General features: G+C 67.0%; 16 protein-coding genes. 8 read left to right on the top strand and 8 right to left on the bottom strand.

Going from position 1 to position 15727, the window contains the following annotated elements:
* Positions 1-27 precede the first annotated feature (27 nt).
* The 4 genes from tlpA (at position 28) to AC1RLU_RS01855 (ending at position 3478) form a co-directional block, all read left to right on the top strand.
* Positions 28-657, top strand: a complete 630-nt coding sequence (tlpA, locus tag AC1RLU_RS01870) for a thiol:disulfide interchange protein TlpA (protein ID WP_492793627.1) — start codon at positions 28-30, stop codon at positions 655-657.
* A gap of 43 nt (positions 658-700) precedes the next feature.
* Positions 701-2431: a carbamoyltransferase family protein gene (locus AC1RLU_RS01865; protein ID WP_492793626.1), complete on the top strand. Its 1731-nt coding sequence runs from the start codon at positions 701-703 to the stop codon at positions 2429-2431.
* A gap of 105 nt (positions 2432-2536) precedes the next feature.
* Positions 2537-2785 (top strand): DUF1272 domain-containing protein, encoded by a 249-nt coding sequence (locus AC1RLU_RS01860; RefSeq protein WP_492793625.1) that lies wholly within the window; start codon positions 2537-2539, stop codon positions 2783-2785.
* A 51-nt stretch (positions 2786-2836) separates the two neighbouring features.
* Positions 2837-3478, top strand: coding sequence for a glutathione S-transferase family protein (locus AC1RLU_RS01855; protein ID WP_492793624.1), 642 nt, complete (start codon positions 2837-2839; stop codon positions 3476-3478).
* Positions 3479-3556: 78 nt separating this feature from the next.
* Here the strand turns inward: AC1RLU_RS01855 and grxD are convergent, their stop codons facing one another.
* From grxD to galU, 6 genes are all read right to left on the bottom strand, one after another.
* Entirely contained in the window at positions 3557-3892 is a 336-nt protein-coding gene (gene grxD, locus AC1RLU_RS01850; protein ID WP_091856942.1) for a Grx4 family monothiol glutaredoxin, read from the bottom strand.
* 47 nt (positions 3893-3939) lie between these two features.
* On the bottom strand, positions 3940-4176 hold the full coding sequence (locus tag AC1RLU_RS01845) for a BolA family protein (RefSeq protein WP_061970071.1): 237 nt from the start codon (positions 4174-4176) through the stop codon (positions 3940-3942).
* A 12-nt stretch (positions 4177-4188) separates the two neighbouring features.
* Entirely contained in the window at positions 4189-6399 is a 2211-nt protein-coding gene (purL, locus tag AC1RLU_RS01840; RefSeq protein WP_492793623.1) for a phosphoribosylformylglycinamidine synthase subunit PurL, read from the bottom strand.
* A gap of 96 nt (positions 6400-6495) precedes the next feature.
* Positions 6496-6933 carry an acyl-CoA thioesterase gene (locus tag AC1RLU_RS01835; RefSeq protein WP_492793622.1) on the bottom strand — a complete coding sequence of 146 codons (438 nt, stop codon included), beginning with the start codon at positions 6931-6933 and terminating at the stop codon, positions 6496-6498.
* The gene (locus tag AC1RLU_RS01830; protein WP_492793621.1) at positions 6930-7817 is read right to left on the bottom strand and encodes a class I SAM-dependent methyltransferase; all 888 of its coding nucleotides are present in this window, start codon (positions 7815-7817) and stop codon (positions 6930-6932) included. The genes AC1RLU_RS01835 and AC1RLU_RS01830 overlap by 4 nt, the downstream gene beginning before the upstream one ends.
* A 101-nt stretch (positions 7818-7918) precedes the next feature.
* Complete coding sequence (galU, locus tag AC1RLU_RS01825; RefSeq protein WP_492793620.1) at positions 7919-8797, bottom strand: UTP--glucose-1-phosphate uridylyltransferase GalU; 879 nt, start codon at positions 8795-8797, stop codon at positions 7919-7921.
* A 169-nt stretch (positions 8798-8966) separates the two neighbouring features.
* On the opposite strand from galU, the gene galE reads away from it, so the two are divergent.
* Positions 8967-9959, top strand: coding sequence for a UDP-glucose 4-epimerase GalE (galE, locus tag AC1RLU_RS01820; RefSeq protein WP_061970081.1), 993 nt, complete (start codon positions 8967-8969; stop codon positions 9957-9959).
* 166 nt (positions 9960-10125) lie between these two features.
* Here the strand turns inward: galE and rnk are convergent, their stop codons facing one another.
* Positions 10126-10536, bottom strand: coding sequence for a nucleoside diphosphate kinase regulator (gene rnk, locus AC1RLU_RS01815; RefSeq protein ID WP_061970083.1), 411 nt, complete (start codon positions 10534-10536; stop codon positions 10126-10128).
* 340 nt (positions 10537-10876) lie between these two features.
* Between rnk and AC1RLU_RS01810 the strand changes: the two genes are divergently transcribed.
* From AC1RLU_RS01810 to AC1RLU_RS01800, 3 genes are read left to right on the top strand one after another with little or no spacing between them, the layout of a single operon-like run.
* Complete coding sequence (locus AC1RLU_RS01810; protein WP_061970085.1) at positions 10877-12109, top strand: lytic murein transglycosylase; 1233 nt, start codon at positions 10877-10879, stop codon at positions 12107-12109.
* Between the two features lie 53 nt (positions 12110-12162).
* Positions 12163-13365, top strand: a complete 1203-nt coding sequence (locus AC1RLU_RS01805; RefSeq protein ID WP_492793619.1) for an SGNH/GDSL hydrolase family protein — start codon at positions 12163-12165, stop codon at positions 13363-13365.
* Between the two features lie 10 nt (positions 13366-13375).
* Positions 13376-13909, top strand: a complete 534-nt coding sequence (locus AC1RLU_RS01800) for a DUF3859 domain-containing protein (RefSeq protein WP_492793618.1) — start codon at positions 13376-13378, stop codon at positions 13907-13909.
* 4 nt (positions 13910-13913) lie between these two features.
* Here AC1RLU_RS01800 and AC1RLU_RS01795 read toward each other — a convergent pair whose 3' ends face one another.
* On the bottom strand, positions 13914-15428 hold the full coding sequence (locus AC1RLU_RS01795; protein ID WP_492793617.1) for an ABC-F family ATP-binding cassette domain-containing protein: 1515 nt from the start codon (positions 15426-15428) through the stop codon (positions 13914-13916).
* Positions 15429-15727 lie beyond the last annotated feature (299 nt).

Genomic DNA, 15727 nt, shown 5'->3' with positions numbered 1-15727 from the left:
GGTCTTTCCTGCTTTTGAGGACGCATAATGACGTCTGGAAAAAAGATCGGACTGGCCCTCGGGGTCGTCGCGGCGCTCGGCCTCGCTGGCGTAGCCGCCTTCTACTCCGTCCGGGGCGATGCCGGCAACGGATCATGCAGCGCCGCAAGCGCGGCGGCCGAGCGCATGAAGCCGCTGGTCAAGGGCGAGGTCGCGGCGGTCGAGCTGCGTGCGCGCCCGCAGCCGGCGCCTGCACTCGCCTTCACCGGCCCGGACGGCCAGCCGATGACGCTGGCCGCGTTCAAAGGCAAGACGCTGCTGGTCAATCTCTGGGCAACCTGGTGCGCGCCCTGCCTCAAGGAAATGCCGGCGCTCGACGCGCTCCAGAAGGAGATGGGCGGGCCGGATTTCGCGGTGGTCGCGATCAATATCGACACGCGCAATCTCGACAAACCGAAGGCCTGGCTCGCCGACAACAAGGTCACGGCCCTGCCCTTCTACGGCGATCCGCAGGCCGCGACCTTCCAGGCGCTGCGCGCCGCGCACAAGGTCGAGGGCATGCCTGTCAGCATCATCGTCGACAAGGCGGGCTGCGAGCTCGGCATCATCCAGGGCCCGGCCGATTGGGCGAGCGCCGATTCGAAGGCGCTGATGAAAGCCGCCATCGGCAAGCCCTGAGCGATTTGGCTTCCCGGGTCCGGGAGTTTATTGGCTTTCGGCCATGAGCTATACGATCGGCCTGGCCACCACCTTCCACGATCCCGCCATCGCGATCATCGGCCCCGATGGCGAGGTGCTCTTCGCCGAGGCGACCGAGCGCTACCTGCAATACAAGCGCGCGCCGAACTGCGAGCCCGATTCGGCGCCGCGCATGGAAGGCCTGCTGAAGCGCTACATCCCTGAAGATGCCGAGGTCCGCATCGCCACGAGCTGGGGCGAGGATTTCACCGGCTTCCTCGACCAGATGGCCCGCGCCGGCTCCTTCACGCTCGACGCCCTGCTCAAGCTCTCGCCCGAACTCAACCGCTCTCTGGTGCCGGAACGCACCGAGCGTGCCCTGATCGCCTCGCTTCATGCGGCGCAGCAACGCGCCGGCATGGGCGTCCTGCTCGGGCTCGACCGCGCCTATGGCAAGGCCAATGTCACCGGCCTCACGCGCTACGGCCACCATCTCAGCCACGCGGCCTATGCCTGCTGGTCCTCGCCCTTCGACAATGCCGCCTGCCTCGTCGTCGACGGCATGGGCGAGACCGGCGCCTCCGCCATCTTTGCGCTGGAGAACGGCAGGCTCCGCGAAGTGAAGCGCCATCGTGGCCGGGAATCGATCGGCTTCTATTTCGGGCTCGTCACCGATCTCGCCGGCTTCGACCAGGCCAAGGGCGAGGAATGGAAGATCATGGGACTGGCCCCCTATGGCAAGACCGACCCGGAGCTGATGGCGCTATTGCGCAAGCTGTACAGCATCGAGGGCCATAAGCTCTCCTTCGCCAAGGCCGACGTGGTGCAGGCTGTCGCCGCCGAGATTCTGGCCAAGCGTCCGGCGGACGCGCTCGACCAGGGCTGGGCCGACCTCGCCCGCTGCGGGCAGGACGTCTTCGCCGAGATGATGGAGGCCCTGCTGGCTGAGGCCGCGGCGCTGGTCCCGAGCGAAAACCTCGTCATGGCCGGCGGCTGCGCGCTGAATTCCTCCTTCAACGGCAAGATCGCCGGCCGCCATGGCTTCAAGACGGTCTTCGTGCCCTCGGCCCCTGCTGATGACGGCAACGCGATCGGCGCGGCCTGGCTTGCCCACGCCGAGGCCAATCCGGACTGGCGCGCGCCGAAGGGACCGCTGACGCCCTATCTCGGCTCGACCGTCTCGACCGAGCCCTTCGAGCGCATGCAGCTCTGGGAGAAGCGCCTGCGCAAGCTTGGCCCCGACGAGATCGCTCCGGTCACCGCCAAGCTCCTGACCGAAGGCAAGCTGATCGGCTGGGTGCAGGGCCGCGCCGAGTTCGGGCCGCGCGCGCTCGGCAATCGCTCGATCATCGCCGATCCGCGCCCTGCCGACGCCAAGGACATCCTCAACGCCAAGGTGAAGTATCGCGAGGCCTTCCGCCCCTTCGCGCCCTCGATCCTGGCCGAGCACGCCGCCGACTGGTTCGAGAACTATCAGGACGCGCCCTATATGGAGCGCACCCTGGTCTGGAAGGAAGCGGTGCGCGACCGCGTCCCGGCCGTGGTCCATGAGGACGCGACCGGCCGACTCCAGAGCGTCACGGCGGAACGTAACCCGCGCTATCACGCGCTGATCTCGGCCTTCCATGAGCTGACAGGTGTGCCGGTCATCCTCAACACCTCCTTCAACATCATGGGCAAGCCGATCCTGCACACGGCGGAGGACGCGATCCTGATGTTCTATACGAGCGGGCTCGACGCGCTGGTGATCGACGACTGGCTGCTGGTGAAGTAACGGGCGGCCGATCGATCCGCCCCGTTGATCGGTCGGATCACGCGAAATCGCTGGCCTCAGTCCGGTTTGCAGTCATTCTTCCGCCCATCGGAAGGAGACGACGCCATGCTGCAATTGCGCCCGAACTGCGAATGCTGCGACCGCGACCTGCCGCCGCAATCGCGCGACGCCCTGATCTGCACCTTCGAATGCACCTTCTGCGCCGATTGCGTAGAGACCCGCTTTGCGGGCACCTGCCCGAATTGCGGCGGCGACCTCGTGCGCCGGCCGATCAGGCCGGAGCGGATGCTGGACAAATACCCCGCTTCGACCGAACGCGTCCGCAAGCCGCACCCGCAATGCGCGGCGGCTTGAATCTGCCCCGAACGCATCCAGCGGGATCAATCGAGCAGCCAGGGTCACGCGATGACGCTCATGCCTGTCGTCTATGGTGCGCCCTACAGCGTCTATGTCCGCGCGGTCCGGCTGGCACTGGAGGAAAAGGGCGTAGCCTACCGGCTCGATCCGGTCGACGTCTTCGCCGAGAGCGGGCCGCCGGCTTCCCTGCTGGAGCGACAGCCGTTCGGCCGCATCCCCGCCTTCGAGCACGATGGTTTCCGGCTTTACGAGGCCGGCGCCATCGAACGCTATGTCGATGAGGCGTTCCCCGGGCCTGCCTTGCAGCCTTCCGCGCCGCGCGAGCGCGCCCGCGTCAATCAGCTGACGAGCATCCTCGACTCTTACGCCTATCGCACGCTGGTCTGGGACATCTATGTGGAGCGCGTCTCCGCCCCCAAGCAGGGACGCGCGCCGGACGAGGCGCGAATTCAGGCCGCCCTGCCCAAGGCGCAGCTATGTCTGCGTGCGATCAGCGACCTGATGGATGGCAGCCCTTATCTCGCCGGCGAGGCGCTGACGCTGGCCGATCTTCATGCCGCGCCGATCTTCGCCTATTTCACGCTGGCGTCTGAGGCCGAGGCGCTGCTTGCCGAGCAGCCCGCCATCAAAGCCTGGTGGGCGAGCATGGTGCGGCGGCCCGCTATGCAGGCCACCGCCTTTCCCGCCTAGGCGGTTTCATCACAGAGATCGCCAAAGCCACCTGTTGCCCGCTTGCGACGCGGGCAGATGGGTCGTGGCGACGAGCCTTCAGCTCGCCTGCTTCACCGCGATGCCCTTCTCTTCGAAGAGCGCCTGCAATTCGCCGGCCTGGAACATCTCGCGGGTGATGTCGCAGCCGCCGACGAACTCGCCCTTGACGTAGAGCTGCGGGATCGTCGGCCAGTTCGAGAAGGCCTTGATGCCCTCGCGGATTTCCTGGTCCTCGAGCACGTTCACGCCCTTATAGGGCACGCCGATATAGCCGAGGATCTGCGCGACCTGGCCGGAGAAGCCGCACATCGGGAATTGCGGCGTGCCCTTCATGAAGAGCACCACGTCGTTGTTCTTAACTTCCGCTTCGATGCGGGCATTGACGTCGGACATCGTCTCGTCTCCTGAAGCGGGTTCAAGGCCCGCCGGATGGTCTTGTTCTAATCTTGGGGAACGCTGGTCGTCAGCGCAAGGGCGTGCAGCACGCCGCCCATATTCCCCTGGAGCGCGGCATAGACCATCTGGTGCTGCTGCACCCGGGTCTTGCCCTTGAAGGCGGCCGAGACGACGGTCGCGGCATAATGGTCGCCGTCGCCCGCCAGGTCCTTGATCTCGATCGCCGCATCCGGCAGCGCCGCCTTGATCATGCGCTCGATCTCGTGCGCGTCCATCGCCATGGGTCGAACTCCTCAGGCGGCCTTGCCGGCCATATAGGACGGCAGCCAGTCTTCATGGATCTTGCGGAGATCGGCGATCGCCAGGGCCGGCTCGCCCGGAAGGGCAAGCGCCGCGCCGCCCGTCTTGCCGATGGCGAGCGCCGGCACGCCGGCAGCCTTCGCCGCCGCGATCACCGCATCGGCCTCGGCCGCCGGGACGGCCAGGACATAGCGCGCCTGATCCTCGCCGAAGAGCGCGGCATGGGCGGGGCCGGCCGGCAGCGTCTCGATCACCGCGCCGATGCCCTTGGCCATCGCCATCTCGGCGAGCGCAACCGCAAGCCCGCCATCCGACAGGTCGTGGCAGGTCGAAACCTTGCCCGACGCGATCAGCCCGCGCACGAAATCGCCGTTACGACGCTCAATCGCGAGATCGACCGGCGGCGGAGCGCCCTCCTCGCGGCCGCAGACGGTCGCCAAATAGGCGCTCTGGCCGAGCCAGCCGGCGGTCTCGCCGATCAGGATGATCGCCTCGCCCGCGGCCTTGAAAGCGACCGTCGCATGCTTGGTCACATCGGCCATGACGCCGACGGCGCCAATGGTCGGGGTCGGCAGGATCGAGACGCCGTTGGTCTCGTTGTAAAGCGAGACGTTGCCGGAGACGACCGGGAAATCGAGCGCCTTGCAGGCCTCGCCGATGCCACGCACGCAGCCGACGAGCTGGCCCATGACTTCCGGCTTCTCGGGGTTGCCGAAGTTCAGGTTGTCGGTGACGGCGAGCGGCGTAGCACCCGTCGCGGTCAGGTTGCGCCAGGCTTCCGCCACCGCCTGCTTGCCGCCCTCGAACGGATCCGCCTCGCAATAGCGCGGGGTGACGTCGGCGGTCATGGCAAGGCCCCGCGGCCCGTCCTCGATGCGGATCACGCCGGCATCGCCGCCCGGCGTCACCGCCGAGTTGCCGAGGATCAGCGTGTCGTACTGCTCCCAGATCCAGCGCTTGGACGAGAGGTCCGGCGAGCCGATCAGCGTCTTCAACGCCTCGGCATTGCCGCAAGGCGCGGCGACGCTCTCAGCCGCGATGCGCTGCTGCGGCACGGTCTCGATCCAGGGCCGGTCGTATTCCGGAGCCTCGTCGCCGAGCTCCTTGATCGGCAGGTCGGCCATGACCTCGCCCTGGTGCTTCACCACGAAGCGGAGCGTGTCGGTGGTGTGGCCGATGACAGCGAAGTCGAGGCCCCATTTCCTGAAGATCGCCTCGGCGGCGTCCTCATGGCCGGGCTTGATCACCATGAGCATGCGCTCCTGGCTCTCCGACAGCATCATCTCATAGGCACTCATGCCCTCCTCGCGGCAGGGCACCTTGTCGAGATCGAGCTCGACGCCGAGATCGCCCTTGGCACCCATCTCGACGGCCGAGCAGGTCAGGCCGGCGGCGCCCATGTCCTGAATCGCGTCGACATGGCCGGCGGCCATGATCTCGAGGCAGGCTTCGAGCAGGAGCTTCTCGGCGAAGGGGTCGCCGACCTGCACGGTCGGGCGCTTCTCCTCCGACTTGTCGTCGAATTCGGCCGAGGCCATGGTCGCGCCGTGGATGCCGTCGCGGCCGGTCTTCGAACCGAGATAGACGATCGCCTTCCCGACGCCGGAGGCCTTGGCGTAGAAGATCTCGTCGGCCTGGGCGATGCCGACCGCCATGGCGTTGACGAGGATGTTGCCGTCATAGCGCGAGTGGAAGCCGGTCGCGCCGCCGACATTCGGCACGCCGAAGGAATTGCCGTAACCGCCGATGCCGGCGACGACGCCGGAGACGAGATGCCGGGTCTTCGGATGATCCGGCGAGCCGAAGCGCAAAGCGTCGAGCACGGCGATCGGGCGCGCGCCCATCGTGAAGACGTCGCGCAGGATGCCGCCGACGCCGGTCGTCGCGCCCTGATAGGGCTCGATGAAGGACGGGTGGTTGTGGCTCTCCATCTTGAAGACGATGGCGGTGCCCTCGCCGATATCGATGACGCCGGCATTCTCGCCCGGGCCCTGGATCACCCAGGGCGCCTTGGTCGGCAGCGTCTTCAGATGGATTTTCGAAGATTTGTAGGAGCAGTGCTCGTTCCACATCGCCGAGACGATGCCGAGCTCCGTGATCGTCGGCTCGCGGCCGATCAGATGCAGGAAGCGCTGATACTCGTCCGGCTTCAGGCCGTGCTCGGCGACGAGCTGCGGGGTGATCTTGATGTCGTTCGGAATCACGGGCTCAGGGTTCCTGGCGGTCCGGCGATAGGGGTTGGCAGGGGCATAGCCTGCCTCAGCGCGCGAGACAACATTCCCCGGCGCAGCCGGCCCTTTTCAGCTCTGGATGACCGCCAAGGCAGCCTTGAGCGGCGTCGGGATCGGCACGGGCTTCTGGCTCGCGCGCTCAACATAGACATGGGTGAAGCGCCCCTGCGCCGCCGCTTGCTCGCCGCCTTGCCGGAAGATGCCGATCCGATAGGTGACAGAGCTGTTGCCAAGGCGCTCGACCGCGATCCCGGCCTCCACGGTCTCCGGGAAGGCGACGCTCTCGAAATAGGTGCAGCCGGTCTCGACCACGAGCCCGACGACCTCGCTGCCAGCAAGGTCGAGGAAGCCGTTCTCGATCAGCCAGGCATTCACCGCCGTGTCGAACCAGCCGTAATAGACGACGTTGTTGACATGGCCGAAGGCGTCATTGTCGTGCCAGCGCGTCGGAATGGCGCGGAAGACGCGAAAATCGGCGCGGGCCAGGCGGGGCTGGCGCTCGCTCATCCCTCGCCTCCCGGCTTCTCGCCCGCCTTGATCTCCGGCACGCCGAGCGCATCGGCCAGCCGCGCCTTGGCCGAGCCGGGCTTCAATGGCTTCTGCTGGCTCTCATGCGGCGCCCAGCCGGAGACCCAGACGAATTCGAAGGTCGCGGGCAAACGCCCGTCCGGATCGGCGAAGCGCTCGGCATAGAGCGCAGCCGCGCGCAGCAAAGTTTCCCGCCTGAACGGCGTCTTGCGCCGGGCGACGAGGCTGTTCGCCCAGCCCATGGCGCGCAGATCGCGGAACAGCCCGAAGGCGTCGCGATAGCGCACCGTCACGATCTCGCTGTCGACGACGGGCAGCGCGAAACCGGCCCGCTGCAACAGGCTTCCGAGGTCACGCAGATCGGCGAAGGGGGCGACGCGCGGGCTGACCCCGCCCATCGTCTCGCTCTCGGCTTCGAGCAGCGCCTGCCTGAGTTCCTGCAAGCTCCGCCCGCCGAGCAGGCAGCCCATGAACAAGCCATCGGGCCTGAGCGCCCGCTTGATCTGGATCAGCGCGCCCGGCAGGTCGTTGACCCCGTGCAGCGCGAGCAGCGAGACGGCGAGGTCGAGAGAGCCGGCGGCGAAGGGCAGGCGTTCGAGATCGCCGACGAGATCGGCCGGCGCGCCCTCCGCCTCCGCCATGCGCAGCAGCCGCCCGGCCCGGCCGGCAAGCACCGGCGCAATCACCGGCAGGGCCGTACCGAGATCGGCCGCGACCGCGAACTCGCGCAGCACCGCGCCGAGCCGATCCCCCAGATCATCAGCCGCACGTTGCAGCAGGAAATCCGGATAGTCGCCGGCAAGCGCGCGCCTCAGCCGCTTGCGGCCAAGTGCCCGGTCGAAGACGAGACTCTGGTCACTCAACTTTGCACCGTCAGCAAGACACAAGCCCTCGTCCTTGGAGACGCCATTCCTATTCGGATTGACGCCTCAGGACGAGGGCTGAGTTGAACGAGTCTTGTCGCTCAGCGGTCGAGCAGCTTCTCGATCTCGGCGCGCAGCTGCGGGCCAAGATCGCCGCGGTCGAGCGCATAGGCGACATTCGCCGCGAGGAAGCCGATCTTCGAGCCGGCATCGTAGATCTCCCCGTCGAAGCGCACCGCGTAGAACGGCTCCTGGCGCGACAGCGCGACCATCGAATCGGTCAGCTGGATCTCGCCGCCGGCGCCCTTCTCCTGATTGGCGAGCAGGTTGAAGATCGTCGGCTGCAGGATGTAGCGCCCGGAGACATGCAGGTTGGACGGCGCCGTGCCCTTCGGCGGCTTCTCGACCATGCCGGTGATCTTCGAGACCTTGGCCTTGGCGTCCTGGACGGCAACGATGCCGTATTGATGCGTCTGGTCGTCCGGGACGGGCGCGACGGCGATGTGGTTGCCGCCATGCTGGTCATAGGCCTCGATCATCTCGGCGAGGCAGCCCTTGCCCTGGCTGTAATGCAGCATGTCCGGCAGCAGCAGCGCGAAAGGCTCGTCGCCGACGATCTCGCGCGCGCACCAGACGGCGTGGCCGAGGCCGAGCGGAGCCTGCTGGCGGGTGAAGCTGGTCGCGCCCGCGGCCGGCAGATCGTGCTTCAGCGCCTCCAGCTCCTTCGTCTTGTTGCGCTTGGCCAGCGTGTCGTCGAGCTCGTAGGCCAGGTCGAAATGATCCTCGATCACTGCCTTGTTGCGGCCGGTGACGAAGATGAAATGCTCGATGCCGGCGGCGCGCGCCTCGTCCACGACATGTTGCACGACCGGGCGGTCGACGATGGTCAGCATCTCCTTCGGGATCGCCTTGGTGGCGGGCAGGAAGCGGGTGCCGAGACCAGCGACAGGAAGAACGGCCTTGCGGATGCGTTTCGTCATGCAAAATCCATTGGGCGCGATAGCCTTGCCGAAGCCAGGCAATGATGGGAACGGCCGTACAACTGTCATGGTTGCGGGCCATCAGGCGGTATTAGCCAACAGGCCTTGAGAAGCCGTCAACGGTTTTTCGATAAAGGCGGTTCCTGACGAAGATGAGGCGAGAAACACGATGGCGGTATTGGTTTCCGGCGGCGCCGGCTACATCGGCAGCCATATGGTCCTGGAATTGCTGGATCGCGGCGAGAAGGTCGTGGTGCTCGACAATCTCTCCACCGGCTTCTGGTGGGCGGTGCCGCCCGAGGCGATCTTCGTCCAGGGCGATATCGGCAACCAGGAGCTGGTCGAGGGCCTGATCGGCGAATATGAGATCACGGAGATTGCGCATTTCGCCGCCAGGATCGTCGTCCCCGAATCCGTCACCGATCCACTGGGCTATTATTTCAACAATACGGTGAAGACCCGCGGACTGATCGAAAGCGCCGCGCGCAAGGGCGTGAAACACGTCATCTTCTCCTCCACCGCCGCCGTCTATGGCGAGCCGCCGGTCTCGCCAGTGCCGGAAGAGATCGCGCTCAACCCGATCAACCCCTATGGCCGCTCCAAGCTGATGAGCGAGTGGATGCTGCAGGACGCCGCCAAGGCACATGGTTTCAGCTATGTCGCGCTGCGCTATTTCAATGTCGCCGGCGCCGACCCGAAGGGCCGCTCCGGCCAGTCCTCGCCGAACGCCACCCATCTCATCAAGGTCGCGAGCCAGGCGGCGCTCGGCCAGCGCGACGGCCTGACCGTCTTCGGCACCGACTACGCGACGCCGGACGGCACCTGCGTGCGCGACTATATCCACGTCACCGATCTTGCCCGCGCCCATCTCGCCGCGCTCGACCATCTGCGCGGCGGCGGGGCGAGCCTGACATTGAACTGCGGCTATGGCCGCGGCTATTCGGTGAAGGAGGTCGTTGAGGTCGTGAAGAAGGTCTCCGGGGTCGATTTTCCCGTGACGCTGGCGGAGCGTCGGCCGGGCGATCCGGCTTCGCTGATCGCCCGCGCCGACCGCATCCGCGCCGAGCTCGGCTGGCAGCCCGCGCATGACGACCTCGAGGAGATCGTCGGCCAGGCGCTTGCTTGGGAGGAGAAGCTCAGGACGAAGAACGCCACGGCGTGAGCGACTAATCCCCGAGCCCTCTTCCTGAGGAGCCATTCCCTTGGGAATGGCGTCTCGAAGGATGCTTCAGAAGGCTCGGGTGACATCTGGACCATCCTTCGAGACGCCGCTTGTGCGGCTCCTCAGGATGAGGGCTGCGGGGGACCGATCCCCACCCGGCTACGTCTCAGGACGCAGCCTCTTCCTCCACCGGCTCGCGCACTTCGAGCACGGTCAGGCGCTTGACGTCACCGGAGCGCGTCGTCCAGTCGATCGAGCGCTCGGCCGCCATGCCGATCAGCGCGACGCCGATCGGCGTCATCACCGAGACGCGGTTCTTCTCGATATCGGCATGCTCAGGCCAGACCAGCGTGATGGTGCTTTCCCGCTTGGTGGTTTCGTCGCGATAGACGATCTGGCTGCCGATCCGGGCATGGTCGTGCGAGACCCGCCCCTCCGGCAGGATTCGGGCGCGGTCTAGCTCATGGGTCAGCTCGGCGGCGAGATCGGGCATGGTGTTGGCCGCGCCGGCCGCGATGCGGCTCAGCATGGCATGGTCCGCGGTCGTAACGGTGATGGCGGGACGCTTGGTAGACATCAGGACAGGTCTTTCATCGAAAAGGCGAGCGCCCGCCGGCGGTTGAAATCCGCGCGGCATCAAAAAGGTCGAACTCGCAGGAAAAAGCGGCAGAGCAGGCGCACCCCGAACCGGAGGCGCCAAGCGCGACAGGCCCGGGGCTAGAAGCCCGCGATAAGGTTGCCCGAGCGGTGGAGACCGCGGCGGAAGGGGGACGCGCTATTCATCCCCGCAGAATCTGACAATCGCCGGAGCTTGTCAAATCACGAATGCCGCAGCGATCGCCGCATGAATTAACCCTTGGTTAATCTTGTTCGGGCGCTGTGAAGATGTTTCCATCCAGCATTCGCCGGGAGTGTCCATGCGCCTGTCCGTCATCGCAGCCTCAGTCCTGATCAGCCTGGCACCGGCGCTGGCCCAGACCACCGGCTCGATCAACGTCTCCGGCGCCCATGCCCGCAATGCGCAGGCGACCCCGGCCAGCGCCCCCTTCGACGTCTTCGTGCAGCGACTCTGGCCGCAGGCTCAGGCGCGCGGTATCTCGCGTGCGACCTTCGACCTCGCCTTCCGCGGCGTGACGCCGGATGCTTCCATCGTCGCGCTGACCAGGAAGCAGTCGGAATTCAGCGCCCCGATCTGGAGCTATCTGGAGAATGCCGTCGGCGGCTCCCGCATCGGGCGCGGGCGCGAGGCCGCGGCCGAGAACGCGAGCGTCCTCTCCCAGGTCGAGGCGCGCTATGGCGTGCCCAAGGAAATCGTCCTTGGCGTCTGGGGCATGGAGACCAATTACGGCTCGTTCAAGGGCGGCAAGGACGTCATCCGCTCGCTCGCGACGCTCGCCTCGATCCGCTATCGCGGCGACTTCTTCCGCGATGAATTGCTGACCGCACTGGAGCTGATCCAGAAGGGCCATGTCGAGCGCAGCGAATTGAAGGGCTCCTGGGCCGGCGCCATGGGCCACACCCAGTTCATGCCGTCGAGCTACATGAAATACGCGGTCGACTGGACCGGCGACGGCCATGCCGACATCTGGACCTCGTCGAGCGACGCCATCGCCTCCACAGCCAACTACCTCAAGGGCTATGGCTGGGTGCCGGGCCTGCCCTGGGGCATGGAGGTGACACTGCCTGATGGCTTCGACCACCGCCTGGACAAGGCGAGCTTCTCCGCCTTCGCCTCCGCCGGCGTGCGTCGCGCCGATGGCAATCGCCTGCCCTCCTCCGGCGAAGGCCGCCTGTTCTACCCGGCCGGCCATACCGGACCGGTGATGCTGCTCACCGCCAATTTCGACGTCATCAAGAAATACAACTCCTCCGACGCCTATGCGATGGCCGTCGGCCATCTCGGCGACCGGATCGCCGGGCGCTCCGCCATCCGGGCGAGCTGGCCGACCAAGGCGCCGCGCCTAGACATGGCCGCGACCCGCGATCTCCAGCACCGCCTGAAGGCGCTCGGTCTCTACAACCACGACGCCGACGGCCGCATCGGCACCGGCACACGCGAGGCTGTCAGGCGCTATCAGATCAGCGCCGGCGAGATCGCCGACGGCTATCCGACGCCAGCCCTGCTGTCGAAGCTGCGCGGCAAGCGCTGACTTTCGGCCGCTCCCGGCCTATAATCGCGCGGGGGGAACCACCGGATCGGCCTATGCGCCTGCGCTCGTTCGCCATGGTTCTGACTGCCGCCTGCCTGCTCCTGCTGACGGGCGGGCCGGTCTCCCTCGCCCAGCAGCAGACGCAACAGCGCAGCCTGTTCCAGATGTTCTGGCAATTGCCCGCCCAGCCACGGACCGTGGCGCCGCAGCCGCGTCAGCGCGTCGCGCCCGTGGTCCGCCGCCGCGAGGCCCCCGTCATCGTCCGCGACGATCCGGTCATCCCCAAGGTCGATGTCAGCAGTCATATCGTGGTGATGGGCGATTCCCTCGCCAATCTCCTGGCGAACGGTCTGGACGACGCCCTCAACAACCGCCCGGATGTCGAGGTGATCCACAAGGCCAAGCCCGATTCCGGGCTGGTTCGCAGCGATTTCTACGACTGGCCGAAAGCCGTCTCCGATCTCCTCGCCAGCGAACAGAAGATCAGCATCGGCGTCATCCTGCTCGGCCTCAACGACCGCCAGCCGATCCGCGAAGGCGAGACCGTCCACGAGCCCCTGAGCCCGCGCTGGCTCGAACTTTATCGCGACCGGATCGACGCCATCGCCAACGCCTTCGCCGGCAAGCGCGTGCCGCTGATCTGGGTCGGCGCACCGCCGATGCAGAACGGGCGGCTCTCGGCCGACCTCGTCACCCTCAACGATCTCTACCGCCAGCGCGTCGAGAAGGCGGGCGGACAATATGTCGATCTCTGGGGCGGCTTCGTCGATGCCGAGAACCGCTATGCCGCAACCGGCCCCGACGTCTCCGGCCAGCCGGTGCGCCTGCGCCTCGGCGATGGCATCCACTTCACCGCTGCCGGCGCGCGCAAGGCCGCGCATTTCGTCGACCTCGTCATCCGCCGCATGATCGAGGCGGCCCCGCAGGGCAGCGTCATCGCCCTGCCCGTCTCGCCCGAGACCGGCGCACCGACGGCACTGGAACTCCAGCCCGGCGGCGTCGAGCGCCTGATCGATCAGATGGTCGCGGGCGTGCCCATGATCGGCCTGCCCGCCGCACTGCAGGCCAAACCGCTCGCCGGGCCGATCCAGCCCCTCACCGGGCAGGGCCCGATTACTGAGCAGCCGCTGCTCGCTTCGATCACCGAGGCACGCGGGCGCGGCGACGCCGCCCTGCAGCTCGAACGCGCCTTCGGCCAGGGCATCGCGCCGGATCCGCTCCCGGGTCGGCTCGACGACTACCGCTGGCCGCGCTGAAAGCGACCCGATGACGAACCGGCGCCCGATGGCCATGACGGCCGCGATCCTCCTGGCACTTGCCGCCACCCATGCCGCAGCCGAACCGCGCAGCGAGATCATCGATTATGGCATCACGGCCGGGCGACGCATCCCGGGCACGCCGGGGCCGGGCGAGGCCGGGCTCGCACCGGCCAGCGAGATGAAGAACATCCGCTATCTCGATCGCACGGACCGGATCGAGGCACGGCTCTGCCGCAATTTCGGGCTGTCGCTGCGCCTGAGCGACGACATCCCCAGGCTCCTGCCGCGCCAGGTCTCGGTCAGGGTCGAGCATCCGCCCCTCGCCCGGCCCGATGGCAAGACCAGCACCGAGGACCGTTTTCCCAGCGCCGTGATCGACGGCGTGAGCCATGTCGGCTTCACCTTCGAGCACGAATGGGAAATGGCGGCCGGCGCCTGGACCATCATCGTCTCGATCCGCGGCCGGGAGATCGCACGGAAGGCTTTCGCGATCACTCTGCCGCCCCCCGGCGCGTCCAATTCCGATTGCGGTGTAGGGTAGCGCCTCACCCCGCCATCAGCCTGTCGAAGACCGGATCGGGATCATCGACCTCGACCAGCTTCCTCCCGGTGATCACCCAGATCCGCGTCGCCACGGCCCGCACGAAGGCGCGGTCATGGCTGACCAGCAGGCAGGCCGTTTCCTGCTTGATCAATTCGCTCTCCAGCATGTCCTGCCCCTCGATATCGAGATGGTTGGTCGGCTCGTCCAGCAGGTAGAAATTCGGCTCGATCAGACGGAGCAGTAGCATCGCGAGCCGTGCCCGCTGCCCGCCTGACAACCGGGCCGTCGGCGCGGTCTGCGCTTCGCTCGAAATGCCCGCTCCGGCGAGCACCGTGCGGGCCGTCTGGTCGCCGAGATCGCTGGAATGCTTCACCGCATCCCAGGGCGTGCGCCAGGCATCGAGCTGCGACAGGCCCTGGTCGGAATAGCCGGCCTTCAGGGTCGCCGCACCGCGGATCTCCGGGTCGGAACCGTCGAGCGCCGCTTGCAGCCGCGCAACGAAGCGGGTCTTGCCGCTGCCATTGGCGCCGAGCAGCGCGATCCGGTCGCCCTTCTCGATCCAGAGCGGTCCGGTGCGGAACAGCAGGCGCCCGTCCGGTGTGGCGATCGCGGTTTCCTTGATCGAGACCAGCGCCTTGGCATGGGTGCCGCTGCTGGCGAGCCGGATCGCGCCGGCCGAGCGCTCCTTGTGCCCGGGCTTGGCCTGCTCCTCCAGCTTGTCGGCCCGCTCGGACAATTGCTTGGTCTTGACCACCAGCAGGTCCGATCCGGAATTGATGCCGATATTCTTCAGCTTCGCCGCCTGCTGGCGGAGCGCCCGAACCTTGCGCATTTCGTTTTCGAACTGCCGGCCGCGCGCCGCGTCGCGCTCTTCCAGCGCCTGCAAGGCGCGCGAATAGGGCAAGGTGAAATCGGCGCTCTCGGCCGGGCGCAGGAACAGGGTGCGCGTGCTGACATCGTCGAGGAAGGCCCGGTCATGGCTCGCCGCAACCACGGCGCAGTCGCGCGGCAGAGCTGCGAGGAAGCGCTCCAGCAGGCCGATCCGTTCGAGATCGAGATGGTTCGTCGGTTCGTCCAGCAAGAGCAGGTCCGGCTCGATCACCGCCGCCCGCGCCAGCAGCATCGTGCGCTGCCAGCCGCCGGAGAGGCTGCCCACAGCGCGGCCGCGCAGGCTCTCCTCGACCATCAGATCGTCGAGCAGCACATCGACGCGCCAGCTTTCGGTCTCTGCCGTTTCGGCATCGAGAGCATCCAGCACCGCATCATAGAGGCTCATCGGCAGCAGGCGCTCGGGCGGGTCCTGCGGCGCGAAGGCGGTGACGAGGCCGCGCGAGCGGGTCAGCGTCCCGCCGCTCGCTTCCTCCGTGCCGGCCAGGATGCGCAGGAGCGAGGATTTGCCGCGCCCATTGGCGGCGACGAGGCCGAGGCGGTCGCCCTTGGCGATGGCGAGGTCGAGGCCGGCGAACAGCGGCGCGCTGCGAGCGAGCGAGAGGTCTTTCAGGGTGATCAGGGACATCGGAATCTCATGAAGTCAGGCATGCGCACAGGAGCGCGCCGAGAAAGGCTGACGATGAGACGACGATGCGTTCCCGGTCAGCCCCGCGAGGTGAAGCGCGGGGCGCAGACAGGTCCGCGGGTGCGGCAATGGAAGCGGCGGCGCGGCGCCTGCTTCCCCTCCAGGTTCGATTCCATGGGGAGAATCATAGCGACGGCGGCGCTCAATGAAAAGGATGCGCGGCCACAGGGCCGGTCAATCGGATATCGACATCGGCATCTCTGACGGACACAACCCAACGGCTGCAGCCCTCAAAAACC

It is taken from the genome of Allobosea sp. GW822-FHT05A11 (assembly GCF_058800455.1).
This window is presented reverse-complemented; position numbering and strand designations above follow the sequence as displayed.

Excerpts from the sequence above, each read along its gene's own strand:
- AC1RLU_RS01810 (WP_061970085.1), top strand. The coding sequence starts at position 10,877 with ATGCGCCTGTCCGTCATCGCAGCCTCAGTCCTGATCAGCCTGGCACCG.
- AC1RLU_RS01855 (WP_492793624.1), top strand. The coding sequence starts at position 2,837 with ATGACGCTCATGCCTGTCGTCTATGGTGCGCCCTACAGCGTCTATGTC.
- AC1RLU_RS01845 (WP_061970071.1), bottom strand. The coding sequence starts at position 4,176 with ATGGCGATGGACGCGCACGAGATCGAGCGCATGATCAAGGCGGCGCTG.
- AC1RLU_RS01865 (WP_492793626.1), top strand. The coding sequence starts at position 701 with ATGAGCTATACGATCGGCCTGGCCACCACCTTCCACGATCCCGCCATC.
- AC1RLU_RS01835 (WP_492793622.1), bottom strand. The coding sequence starts at position 6,933 with ATGAGCGAGCGCCAGCCCCGCCTGGCCCGCGCCGATTTTCGCGTCTTC.
- AC1RLU_RS01795 (WP_492793617.1), bottom strand. The coding sequence starts at position 15,428 with ATGTCCCTGATCACCCTGAAAGACCTCTCGCTCGCTCGCAGCGCGCCG.
- AC1RLU_RS01805 (WP_492793619.1), top strand. The coding sequence starts at position 12,163 with ATGCGCCTGCGCTCGTTCGCCATGGTTCTGACTGCCGCCTGCCTGCTC.
- galU (WP_492793620.1), bottom strand. The coding sequence starts at position 8,797 with ATGACGAAACGCATCCGCAAGGCCGTTCTTCCTGTCGCTGGTCTCGGC.
- grxD (WP_091856942.1), bottom strand. The coding sequence starts at position 3,892 with ATGTCCGACGTCAATGCCCGCATCGAAGCGGAAGTTAAGAACAACGAC.
- galE (WP_061970081.1), top strand. The coding sequence starts at position 8,967 with ATGGCGGTATTGGTTTCCGGCGGCGCCGGCTACATCGGCAGCCATATG.
- tlpA (WP_492793627.1), top strand. The coding sequence starts at position 28 with ATGACGTCTGGAAAAAAGATCGGACTGGCCCTCGGGGTCGTCGCGGCG.
- rnk (WP_061970083.1), bottom strand. The coding sequence starts at position 10,536 with ATGTCTACCAAGCGTCCCGCCATCACCGTTACGACCGCGGACCATGCC.
- AC1RLU_RS01800 (WP_492793618.1), top strand. The coding sequence starts at position 13,376 with ATGACGAACCGGCGCCCGATGGCCATGACGGCCGCGATCCTCCTGGCA.
- AC1RLU_RS01860 (WP_492793625.1), top strand. The coding sequence starts at position 2,537 with ATGCTGCAATTGCGCCCGAACTGCGAATGCTGCGACCGCGACCTGCCG.